Source organism: Ramlibacter sp., assembly GCF_050250995.1.
In the GTDB taxonomy this organism is placed as follows: Bacteria; Pseudomonadota; Gammaproteobacteria; order Burkholderiales; family Burkholderiaceae_C; genus Ramlibacter.
The window spans coordinates 37,974-47,757 of record NZ_JBFWNP010000017.1 but is presented as its reverse complement, the minus strand read 5'-3'; the positions used below and the strand labels follow the sequence as shown (position 1 = coordinate 47,757).

At 67.9% G+C, this 9,784-nt stretch carries 11 protein-coding genes; 5 read left to right on the top strand and 6 right to left on the bottom strand.

All coding sequences use genetic code 11. The annotated features are described in order from the left end of the window. Window positions 1-293 precede the first annotated feature (293 nt). The gene (locus tag AB7E83_RS13360) at window positions 294-2,483 is read right to left on the bottom strand and encodes a YgiQ family radical SAM protein (protein WP_428570188.1); all 2,190 of its coding nucleotides are present in this window, start codon (window positions 2,481-2,483) and stop codon (window positions 294-296) included. Window positions 2,484-2,641: 158 nt separating this feature from the next. Here AB7E83_RS13360 and AB7E83_RS13355 point away from each other — a divergent pair, with 158 nt between their 5' ends. Further along, window positions 2,642-3,175 carry a DUF924 family protein gene (locus tag AB7E83_RS13355; RefSeq protein ID WP_428570186.1) on the top strand — a complete coding sequence of 178 codons (534 nt, stop codon included), beginning with the start codon at window positions 2,642-2,644 and terminating at the stop codon, window positions 3,173-3,175. Window positions 3,176-3,189: 14 nt separating this feature from the next. On the opposite strand, the gene xth is transcribed toward AB7E83_RS13355, so the two are convergent. Both xth and AB7E83_RS13345 read right to left on the bottom strand, forming a co-directional pair. Next, on the bottom strand, window positions 3,190-3,981 hold the full coding sequence (gene xth, locus AB7E83_RS13350; RefSeq protein ID WP_428570184.1) for an exodeoxyribonuclease III: 792 nt from the start codon (window positions 3,979-3,981) through the stop codon (window positions 3,190-3,192). Continuing rightward, on the bottom strand, window positions 3,962-4,237 hold the full coding sequence (locus tag AB7E83_RS13345; RefSeq protein WP_428570183.1) for a hypothetical protein: 276 nt from the start codon (window positions 4,235-4,237) through the stop codon (window positions 3,962-3,964). The genes xth and AB7E83_RS13345 overlap by 20 nt, the downstream gene beginning before the upstream one ends. A gap of 662 nt (window positions 4,238-4,899) precedes the next feature. Here AB7E83_RS13345 and AB7E83_RS13340 point away from each other — a divergent pair. After that, window positions 4,900-5,073 (top strand): hypothetical protein, encoded by a 174-nt coding sequence (locus tag AB7E83_RS13340; RefSeq protein WP_428570182.1) that lies wholly within the window; start codon window positions 4,900-4,902, stop codon window positions 5,071-5,073. A 139-nt stretch (window positions 5,074-5,212) separates the two neighbouring features. Here AB7E83_RS13340 and AB7E83_RS13335 read toward each other — a convergent pair whose 3' ends face one another. Next, complete coding sequence (locus AB7E83_RS13335) at window positions 5,213-5,596, bottom strand: VOC family protein (protein WP_428570180.1); 384 nt, start codon at window positions 5,594-5,596, stop codon at window positions 5,213-5,215. A 181-nt stretch (window positions 5,597-5,777) separates the two neighbouring features. Between AB7E83_RS13335 and AB7E83_RS13330 the strand changes: the two genes are divergently transcribed. The 3 genes from AB7E83_RS13330 (at window position 5,778) to AB7E83_RS13320 (ending at window position 7,864) form a co-directional block, all read left to right on the top strand. Then, entirely contained in the window at window positions 5,778-6,779 is a 1,002-nt protein-coding gene (locus AB7E83_RS13330) for a Ku protein (RefSeq protein ID WP_428570178.1), read from the top strand. Beyond that, on the top strand, window positions 6,776-7,432 hold the full coding sequence (locus tag AB7E83_RS13325; RefSeq protein ID WP_428570176.1) for a hypothetical protein: 657 nt from the start codon (window positions 6,776-6,778) through the stop codon (window positions 7,430-7,432). Before AB7E83_RS13330 ends, AB7E83_RS13325 begins: the two co-directional genes overlap by 4 nt. A gap of 120 nt (window positions 7,433-7,552) precedes the next feature. Continuing rightward, window positions 7,553-7,864, top strand: a complete 312-nt coding sequence (locus AB7E83_RS13320; RefSeq protein WP_428570174.1) for a hypothetical protein — start codon at window positions 7,553-7,555, stop codon at window positions 7,862-7,864. Between the two features lie 75 nt (window positions 7,865-7,939). Here the strand turns inward: AB7E83_RS13320 and AB7E83_RS13315 are convergent, their stop codons facing one another. Then, a complete protein-coding gene (locus tag AB7E83_RS13315) occupies window positions 7,940-9,421 on the bottom strand; it encodes a serine hydrolase domain-containing protein (RefSeq protein WP_428570173.1) in 1,482 nt (493 codons plus the stop codon). Between the two features lie 94 nt (window positions 9,422-9,515). Then, complete coding sequence (locus tag AB7E83_RS13310; RefSeq protein ID WP_428570171.1) at window positions 9,516-9,698, bottom strand: DUF3606 domain-containing protein; 183 nt, start codon at window positions 9,696-9,698, stop codon at window positions 9,516-9,518. Window positions 9,699-9,784 lie beyond the last annotated feature (86 nt).

Below are 9,784 nucleotides of genomic sequence, written 5' to 3'. Positions count from 1 at the left end.
CCAGTGCTGCAACGCAAGCACTGTTCAGGCAGTGGACGTAGCTTAGGTAAATCACTGTCGCGCAATGTGTAGGCGCATGCGCCGCTGTTACGTCGGAGTGCTTTGGCGGTACAGCGTTGCTCGCGACGACGAGCGCCATCGGCAGATCGCGCGTCGCCTGAATTCCGCAGGACATGGACAGCGATGCGCTGCTGAAGTTGCTTTCGCATTCACAGGGAGGACTGAAGCGCTCGCTCTGACGCAGGAGGCAAGGCGCGCGGCGGCGGCGGCCGGATGTCTCTCGACCGGGTCCCCTAGCGCCCCTTGCGCGGCGGCAAGCCCGTGTGCTGCGTCAGCACCGTCCCCTTCTTCGGCGTCGAATTCTTGCGCCGCGGGCTGGCATAGCTGCCGTCGGTGACCGGCTGGAACGTGGGCACCAGGTGGTGCTTGCCGTTGCCGATCAGGTCGGCGCGGCCCATGGCCTTGAGCGCATCGCGCAGCATCGGCCAGTTGTTGGGGTCGTGGTAGCGCAGGAAGCCCTTGTGCAGCCGGCGTCGGCGGTCACCGCGGACGATGTCCACCGGCTCGCTTGCGCGGCCGATCTTGCGCAGCGGATTCTTGCCCGAGTGGTACATCGCCGTGGCGGTGGCCATGGGGCTCGGATAGAAAGTCTGCACCTGGTCGGCGCGAAAGCCGTTGCGCTTCAGCCAGAGCGCCAGGTTCATCATGTCCTCGTCGCTCGTGCCCGGGTGCGCGGCGATGAAGTACGGGATGAGGTACTGCTCCTTGCCGGCTTCCTTCGAGAACTTCTCGAACATCGCCTTGAACTTGTCGTAGCTGCCGATGCCCGGCTTCATCATCTTCGTGAGCGGGCCGTTCTCCGTGTGCTCCGGCGCGATCTTGAGATAGCCGCCGACGTGATGCTGCACGAGCTCCTTCACGTACTCCGGCGACTGCACGGCGAGGTCATAGCGCAGGCCCGAACCGATGAGGATCTTCTTCACGCCCTTGAGCGCGCGCGCGCGGCGGTAGATCTTCACGAGCGGGCCGTGGTCGGTGTTGAGGTTGCTGCAGATGCCGGGATACACGCAGCTCGGCTTGCGGCACGCGGCCTCGATCTCCGGCGTCCTGCAGCCGATGCGGTACATGTTGGCCGTAGGGCCGCCGAGGTCGGACACGATGCCGGTGAAGCCGGGGACCTTGTCGCGCATCTCCTCGATCTCGCGGATGATGGAGTCTTCGCTGCGGCTCTGGATGATCCGGCCCTCGTGCTCGGTGATCGAGCAGAAGGTACAGCCGCCGAAGCAGCCGCGCATGATGTTCACGCTGAAGCGGATCATCTCCCACGCGGGGATCTTCGCGTCGCCGTAGGACGGATGCGGCGCGCGGGCGTATTGCAGGTCGAACACGTGGTCCATCTCCGCCGTCGTGAGCGGGATGGGCGGCGGCGTCAGCCACACGTCGCGGTCGCCATGCGCCTGCACGAGCGCGCGCGCGTTGCCGGGATTGGTCTCAAGGTGCAGGACGCGGTTGGCATGCGCATAGAGCACGGGGTCCGACTTCACCTGCTCGTACGACGGCAGGCGGATCACGGTCGTGTCGCGCTTGAGCTTGAGGCGCGGATTGGGCGCGAAGGCGAGCGTGTGCGTCGAGGATTGCGGCGGCTCGCCGCCCTCTTCGGCCGCGCACGACGCGCCTTGCGCCTTCGCCTGTTCGCTCGTCGTCATGTACGGACTGGTGATCTCGTCCACGCGCCCCGGCTGATCGACCTGCGTCGAATCGATCTGCGTCCAGCCCTCGGGCGTGTCGCGTCGCACGAAGGCCGTGCCGCGCACGTCGGTGATCTGCGCCACCGGCTCTTTCGCGGCGAGCCGGTGCGCGATCTCGACGATGGCGCGTTCGGCGTTGCCGTAGAGCAGCAGGTCGCATTTCGCATCGAGCACGATGGAATGGCGAACCTTGTCCGACCAGTAGTCGTAGTGCGCGATGCGCCGCAACGACCCTTCGATGCCGCCCAGCACGATGGGCACGTCCTTGTACGCCTCGCGGCAGCGCTGGCTGTACACGATGGCGGCCCGGTCGGGGCGCTTGCCGCCGACGTCGCCGGGGGTGTAGGCGTCGTCGCTGCGGATCTTGCGGTCGGCCGTGTAGCGGTTGATCATGGAATCCATGTTCCCCGCGGTCACGCCCCAGAAGAGGTTGGGCTTGCCCAGTGCCTTGAACGGCTCGGCGCTGTGCCAGTCGGGCTGCGCGATGATGCCGACGCGGAAACCCTGCGCTTCCAGCACGCGGCCGATCACGGCCATGCCGAAGCTGGGGTGGTCGACGTAGGCATCGCCCGTGACGAGCACGATGTCGCAGCTGTCCCAGCCGAGCGCGTCCATCTCGGCGCGGCTCATCGGCAGGAAAGGCGCACGGCCGAAGCGCTGCGCCCAGTACTTGCGGTAGCTGGTCAGCGGCTTGGCGGCGCGAGTGAAGAAGGAGACGTCGACGGGTGCGTTCATTGCGGGGCGGGCCTCATGAGACCCGGCCGCAATTCTAAAGTTTCACCGTTGTCCTATTTCCTGGCGGGTCGCTCCGGTGGCCGGCCTTGCGCGGATGACGCCGTCATGTCGGCCACGCCGTCGTCGCCGACCATCGGGAACGTAGGCGAGAATCGCGCATGAGCCCCACCGACGTCGTCACCTTCTGGCGGGATGCCGGACCCGAACGCTGGTTCCGCAAGGACGCGGAGTTCGACGATGCGTTCCGGTCGCGTTTTCTTCCCGAGCACGAGGCCGCCGCGGCCGGCGAGCTCGACAGTTGGAATGCCACCGCGGAAGGCGCGCTGGCGCTCTGCCTGCTGCTCGATCAGTTCCCGCGCAACTGCTTTCGCGGCACGCCGCGGATGTTCTCGACGGATCGCAAGGCGCGAGCGATCGCCGATGCCGCCGTCCGCGCGGGCTTCGACATGCAGGCCGAAGAGAAGCTTCGCAACTTCTTCTACCTGCCGTTCATGCATTCGGAGTCGCCGACCGACCAGGACCGATGCGTTCAGCTGACCGAACCACTCGGCGGCGAGTCGCATCGCTACGCGCAGCACCACCGCGACATCGTGCGGCGCTTCGGGCGGTTTCCGCATCGCAATGCGGTTCTGGGGCGGGAGAGCACGGCGGAGGAGCTGGCGTTTCTTGCGGAAGGTGGATTCGCGGGCTGACTCGCCCGGATCCGTCAGGCTGCCTTCAGCTTCTTCAGGTCCAGCTCGATCCATGTGGGCGCATGGTCGCTCGCCTTCTCCCGCCCGCGCACCCATCGGTCCACGCCTGCAGATTTCAGGCAGGGCGCCAGCGTCTTGTTGAGCAGCAGGTGGTCGATGCGCAGGCCCGAGTTCTTGTCCCAGTGCTGGCGGAAGTAATCCCAGAACGTGTAGATCGCTTCGTCGGGATGCAGGTGCCTTAGCGAATCGACCCAGCCCTGCTCGAGCAGGCGCGCGTAGCACTCGCGCGTCTCGGGCTGCAGCAGCGCGTCTTTTTTCCACGAGCGCGGGTTGTAGATGTCGAAGTCGGTCGGCACGACGTTGTAGTCGCCCGCGATGACGACGGGGTGGCCGCAGCCGTAGAGCGTGGCCGCATACGCGTTCAGGCGCTCGAACCACTTCAGCTTGTAATCGAACTTCGGGCCGGGCTGCGGGTTGCCGTTGGGCAGGTAGAGGCAGGCGACGACGATGCCGCCCACCGCCGCTTCGATGTAGCGACTCTGGTCGTCGTCGGGGTCGCCGGGCAGCTCGCGCCGGATCTCGAGCGGCTCCATGCCGCGGGCGAGGATGGCCACGCCGTTCCAGGAGCGCTGGCCCTTCCAGATCGATTCGTAGCCGGCCTCGCGGATCGCGGCGCGCGGAAAGCCTTCGTCGAGCGCCTTCAGCTCCTGCAGGCACGCGACGTCGGGCTGCTCGCGCTCCAGCCACTCCAGGAGGTGGGGCAGGCGGGACTTGATGCCGTTGACGTTATAGGTGGCGATTTTCATGGCGGCGAGCTCCGGATTCGGGAGCCCCGCCGCCGAGCAGCCGCTTCTTCAGCCGCTTGCGGCTGAAAGCCGCCGCGCCGCCGCTGCCGCCGCCGTCGGGGAAATCGTGCGCGTCCAGGCGGCCGCGCTTCGGCTTCAGCGGCGCCTCGATGATCGCGCTGGCGCTGTTTTCGCCGTGATCGGGTTGCGCGGGCACGGACGTCGTCTGGAAATCTCCGAGCTTCGCGCGCGTGGGACTCGTGTCGTTGCGGCTCATGAATGGAAGTTAATCGGAAGGGGCCGCAATCCATGTCGGACGCCGCCGCCGAACCACGCGGCCGGTTTCGACTCCAATCGATCCATGCGCCTTCTCGCGATCCTCGCCCTCGTGGCCCTCCCGTCCGCCTTCGGTCAGACCGCCGATCCGCTCAAATCGCCCGACTGCGGCCGCGCCATCGATGAGCTTGACGCCGCCCGCGCCGCGCCCGAAACACGCGCCCGCGAGATCGAAACGATGCGCAGCCGCGCGGCGCTGGCCTGCTTTGGAACGGCCGCCCCCGCTGCTCGACCGGGGCGCATGTCCCAAGCTCCCAGCGTCGTTGCGCCGCCCACGACAGGCCCTCCGCCCCTTCCGCCCACCATCGCCGCACCCCCTCGCACCCTGCCCCCGCCAATCGCGATCCATCGCCCGCCCACCGTGTCCGCCTGTGACGGGGGCGGGTGCTGGCTCAACGATGGCGTGCAGCTGAGGCACGTGCCACCTGCCGCCGCCAGCGCCAGCGGACTTTGCGGCATTCAGTCAGGATTGCCCGGCTGTCCCTGAAACCGTCCCCATGTCCGGTTATGCTCGGTGACTCGACACTGCCGCATGTTCGCGTCCGCGAACCCAGCACCAGCACCCGCGGCAGCATTGCAATCACGTATCAGGAAATCGTCCAGATGGGCAACAAGATCGTCACCGAGGCCGACCGCCGCCGCAGCCCCGCCCCCCAGATCGCCGAGGGCTACAGCATCCGCCGCGAAGGCACGGGCCAGAAGGTCAGCCGCGCGCGCGGCACGGCGACCAACAACAAGAAGAACCCCGGCAAGCGCCCGCACAAGGGCGGTCACTGACCGCAACCCGCTGAGGGCGTCGGCGCGATGCGGATTCGCTCGCGCCTGTTCCTGCTCGTGCAGGCCGCGAGGCTGCGCGAGACTTCGCACGCGCTCTGGATCCCCGCTTTCGCGGGGATGACGGCCTGCGCGAGAACGCTCAGTGCGCCAGGCCCTGGATCACCGTCATCAGATTCCCCTCGCTGTCCCGGAACCACGCCGTGCGGCTGCCCGCCGCGCTGAAGACGCCATTCACCGTCTTCATCTCGGGCGTGTCGTATTCCTCGAACTGCACATCGCGGGTACGCAGCCAGCCGACGACAGCTTCGATATCGTCGACCTGCCAGAACGCGCAACTGCCGCGTTGCTCGCCGGCCGTCGCGGACGGATACATGAGGCAGGTCGTTCCCTTGCCGCACGTCAGACTCACGCCCGGACCGACCTCCTGCCCCGGCCCGAGTTCGAGGGTCTCCTCGTAGAACTTGCGGGCGCGCGCGATGTCGCGCACGGGAACCGAGGCATAGAAGGCTGCGCTTTTCAACATTTGTTTCTCCCTGTCGCAGCGGACTATCGCCAAGCGGATTCGACACCGGCGTAGGACAAACGCGGAAGACGCATGACGCCTCGGCCTGCGCATGGACTTGCATGGGCTGTCTCGGCATTCCTACACGCGGGCATGGCCAGGGTGCCTACCGTTGGCTTCAACACCCGAAGGAACACAAGCCATGGCACCGTCGAGCACCCGCACGCTGTGGAAAGGCGCGATCAGTTTCGGCCTCGTCCACATCCCCGTGACGCTGCACTCCGCCACCGCGGAGAGCCGCATGAAATTCAACCTCCTCAACAAGGAGACGATGACCCGCGTCGGCAACAAGCAGGTCGACAAGGGCACCGGCGAGTCGATGGCGAAGGAGGAAATCGTCAAGGGCTTCGAAGTCGAGAAGGACCAGTACGTCGTGCTCACCCCAGACGAAATCAAACAGGCGCTGCCGAAGTCGACGCAGACCATCGACATCGAGGCCTTCGTCGAGCTCGAACAGGTGCCCGCCCTCTACATGCACAAGGCGTACTACGTGGCGCCGGCCGGCCGGGGCGGCCAGAAGCCCTTCGCCCTGCTGCGCGAGACGCTGCGGCAGACCGGCAAGGCCGGCATCGCCAAGGTGGTGGTCTCCACCAAGCAGCATCTCGCGGCGCTGGTGCCGCAGGGCAACGGGATGGTGCTGAACCTGCTGCGCTGGGAGGACGAGGTACGTGATACCGCGGGCCTGCCCTGGCCCGGCGAGGACGTGAAGGTGAGCGCGGCGGAACTCAAGATGGCCGGGCAACTGGTCGATGCGATGGCCGGCGACTGGCAGCCCGATCTATTCCACGACGAGTTCCGCGAGAAGCTGATGGCGCTCGTGGAGCGCAAGTCGCGCGAAGGCGGTCTGCAGGCCGTGCAGCCGCTGCCGGGCGAGGAGACGGGCGCGGCCAGCGCCGAAGTGATCGACCTCACCGAACTGCTCAAGCGCAGCTTGCGCGGCAAAGGCTCGGCGTCTTCCGCGGGTCCGGCGCGTGAAGATGCACGTCCGTCCGCAAAAAAGGCCCCCGCCCGGCGCTCCGCGGGGACCGCGGGTGCGGCAAGAACCGCCGCCAACGACGAAACCCCCGCGAAAAAGGCCGCCGCTCGCAAGGCGCCCACCACCGCGCGCGCGAGCGTCAGGACGCTGTCGCGCAAGAAGGCATGACCGGCCACCGCGCGACGCTCGCGGTCGCGTCCGCGGCCATCGCGGTGGCATGCGCGACCCTCGCATGGCGTCATTGGGACGGTGCGAATCCGCCGGCGCGCCCGGGCTCGGACACCGCCTCGCAGACCTCCGTGCTGGGATCCGCGGGGCGTGGAGCGGACGCGAACCGCCCGCACATTCCGGCGCCTCCCGTGCCGCGCGGCGCCGCCGCCGTGGTGATTCCCGCGGGCGACGACGAGGCCCTGGCCGCCTGGACGCACGAGGGCCGCCCCCGTGCCACGCGCTACGCACGTGGCACGGGCTGGAGCGACACCGTGGTGCTGGAGGATCTGTTCGGCGACGCCTCCGGGCTGCTGCTCGCGGGCGACGGCGCGGGCACGGCGATGGCGGTATGGCGTCATCGCGTGGGCCGGGTGGACAGCCTGCGCTATGCCCGGTACGAGGCGGCGAGCGGCTGGAGCGCGCCGGACGTCGTGGCCGGCATCCTGCCTGCCGTGAGCGCCTCGCAGGCGGCGCCCGCGACGGCGCGCCTGGACGTGGATGCGAACGGCAATGCGGTCCTGCGCTGGCCGAGCGCGTTCGGCGAGGCGCAGCAGGCCGAGTTCCTCGTCGGAACAGGCTGGTCGCGCCCGGCCGACGTGGCCCGCCGCTGAGCCCCGCGTACGCGGCAGGACGGCTGCCGCGTACAACCGATGGGGTTGAAGTCCGACAGGCCGCTCGCTGGACGCACCCCACAATTCATTCACCTAATCTTCATCTAAGGGAGTTAACGAATGCGCAAGATCACTGTCATCGCCGGCCTGGTTGCCGCTGCCTCCGTGGCCCTCGTGGGCTGTGACGTTCAGAAGACGCAAGAGGGCAACGTGTCCGTGCCGAAGTACGAAGTCAGCAAGACGAAGGAAGGCGACGTCACGCTTCCGAAGTACGACGTCACCGCCCCCAGCGTGGAGGTGAAGACCAAGGAAGCCGAAGTGCTGGTTCCGAAGGTCGGCCTGCAGGAAGAGACCGTCAAGGTCCCGTCCATCGACGTGAAGACGGCCGACGAGAAGAAGGCCGAAGAAGGCAAGGTCGCCTCGAACAAGTAATCGGGCCTCACGTCCGATGTGCAACCGGCCCGCGGGCCGGTTTTTCCTTTGTGGGCCGCCCGGTTGCCCGTTCGCTCAGTCGCTCTCGCCGGAGAATCGCACTTCGGGGCCGAACGGCGGCGTGTACGCGATGTCGACCCGGCGTCCTTCGAACGTCAGCAGATAGCTCGCCGCCCTCGCCTCTTCCGGCCAGCGTGCCACGAGCAGCAGCGCATCCGGCCGCACCCACGCGGCGCGGCTGTACGACAGCTCGCCGCTGCCGTCGGGCGCTTCCACCCACCCTTGCAGCCCCAGCGTTCGCGCCACCTTGCGCGCCGTGCCGTCGCGCCCGCGCACGGTGAGCTCGTAGCGGCCTTCGCCTTCCAAGTGCAGCACGAGTTCCTGGAGGTCGAGCGGACTGCGCGCATTGGGCGCGATGCGATAAGTCCGCCCCGACACCTGCGTCGCGAGCGGACCGGGCGCGGGCAAGGCGTCGGCGCGGTCGCTCGACGCGAGCTCGACGCGGCGCCTCAGTTCGGCGAGCGCCGCCGCATCGGGGGCGATCGCCTCCGGCGCCTTGACCGCGCGCAGGAGGTGGCGCACCAGCGCCTCATGCGGATACGCGCTGCGCCCGGTGACGGCCGCCACGATGCCCTCGGCAGGCAGCACCACCACCATCTGGCGCTGGAAGCCGACCATCATGTACGCGCCCAGCTCCGGAATGACCCACCATGAATCGGCGTAAAGCCGCGTGGCCTGCGGCTGCATCACCACCGTGGGCCGGAACACCTTCTGCGCCCAATCGCGCGGAACGACCTGGCGGCCCTCCCACTCGCCGCGCTGCAGGTACAGCTGTCCGAGTCGCGCCATGTCGCGCGTCGTCATGTAGAGCCCCCAGCCGCCGATGGCCACGCCTTGCGGGTCCGCGCGCCAGGTCACGGCGCCGATGCCGAGCGGATCGAACAGGTGCCGTCGCGCGAAGTCCTGCGTACTCATGCCGGCGCGCCGCGCGATCAACGTGGAGACGAGGTGCGAGTTGCCGCTGCTGTAGTTGAAGGTCTGGCCGGGCGGGCGCACGGCGGGCCGCTCGAGGATGAACCGGAGCCAGTCGCCGCTGCGCTGCATGTCGATGAGCGAGCGCGGCGCGCCGTCGATGAGCGGCTCCGTCCATTCGAGCCCGGAGGTCATGTCGAGGAGATGCTGCAGCGTGATCGAGGACTTGCGCGTATCGAGCTTCACGTCGGTCGGCGCGAGCAGCGGCAGCACGGGCGTATCGGCCGGCGGCAGCACGCCGCGCGAGACCGCGATGCCGGCGAGCATGCCCACGACCGACTTCGTCGCGGAGTTGATGCGATGCTTCATCGTCGCGCGGAACGGCGCGTAGTACGCCTCCGCGACGATGCGCCCGTGTCGAGCGACGACGAGGCTGTCCATGTCCTCCCGGGCGCCGAACTCGACGAGCGCCGCCAGCGCCCCCGAATCCATGCCTGCCTCTTCGGGCGTGACGGTCACCCACTCCGCAGCCTGAGCGGAAACCGAAGCGCAGCAAAGCAGGAGCGAGGCAAGGACGAGCCGCATGGCTCGCAGCGTATCAAATCGGGTACCCAATTGGGGTCAGACCCCAATTGGGTACCCGCTCCTCGTTCGCCCCGTTTATTGCACAGTCAACGCCTCAGCGCGACTGCCGCAGGAAACGGCGTACGTTGTCCGGGTCGTGACCGACATAGGTCACGGCGTGCTCGAGTTCCTGCTCGTTGCAGCCGAGCCAGTTGCACCAGTTGCGCCGCTCCCAGGCGGGCTCCAGGTGGATCAGGGTCGCTTCGTCGTAGCCGATGGTGGTGATCTCGTCGCTCATGACTCGTTTCCTCCTATGCCATGAACCCAGAGTAGGCCGCGCGCGGCGCAGGCACCGCAGGACGCCACAACCGGCGCGCGTGCGAA

Bases quoted from the DNA above. Each gene is read 5' to 3' on its own strand.
- AB7E83_RS13360 (WP_428570188.1), bottom strand. From the start codon at position 2,483: ATGAACGCACCCGTCGACGTCTCCTTCTTCACTCGCGCCGCCAAGCCG.
- AB7E83_RS13355 (WP_428570186.1), top strand. From the start codon at position 2,642: ATGAGCCCCACCGACGTCGTCACCTTCTGGCGGGATGCCGGACCCGAA.
- xth (WP_428570184.1), bottom strand. From the start codon at position 3,981: ATGAAAATCGCCACCTATAACGTCAACGGCATCAAGTCCCGCCTGCCC.
- AB7E83_RS13345 (WP_428570183.1), bottom strand. From the start codon at position 4,237: ATGAGCCGCAACGACACGAGTCCCACGCGCGCGAAGCTCGGAGATTTC.
- AB7E83_RS13340 (WP_428570182.1), top strand. From the start codon at position 4,900: ATGGGCAACAAGATCGTCACCGAGGCCGACCGCCGCCGCAGCCCCGCC.
- AB7E83_RS13335 (WP_428570180.1), bottom strand. From the start codon at position 5,596: ATGTTGAAAAGCGCAGCCTTCTATGCCTCGGTTCCCGTGCGCGACATC.
- AB7E83_RS13330 (WP_428570178.1), top strand. From the start codon at position 5,778: ATGGCACCGTCGAGCACCCGCACGCTGTGGAAAGGCGCGATCAGTTTC.
- AB7E83_RS13325 (WP_428570176.1), top strand. From the start codon at position 6,776: ATGACCGGCCACCGCGCGACGCTCGCGGTCGCGTCCGCGGCCATCGCG.
- AB7E83_RS13320 (WP_428570174.1), top strand. From the start codon at position 7,553: ATGCGCAAGATCACTGTCATCGCCGGCCTGGTTGCCGCTGCCTCCGTG.
- AB7E83_RS13315 (WP_428570173.1), bottom strand. From the start codon at position 9,421: ATGCGGCTCGTCCTTGCCTCGCTCCTGCTTTGCTGCGCTTCGGTTTCC.
- AB7E83_RS13310 (WP_428570171.1), bottom strand. From the start codon at position 9,698: ATGAGCGACGAGATCACCACCATCGGCTACGACGAAGCGACCCTGATC.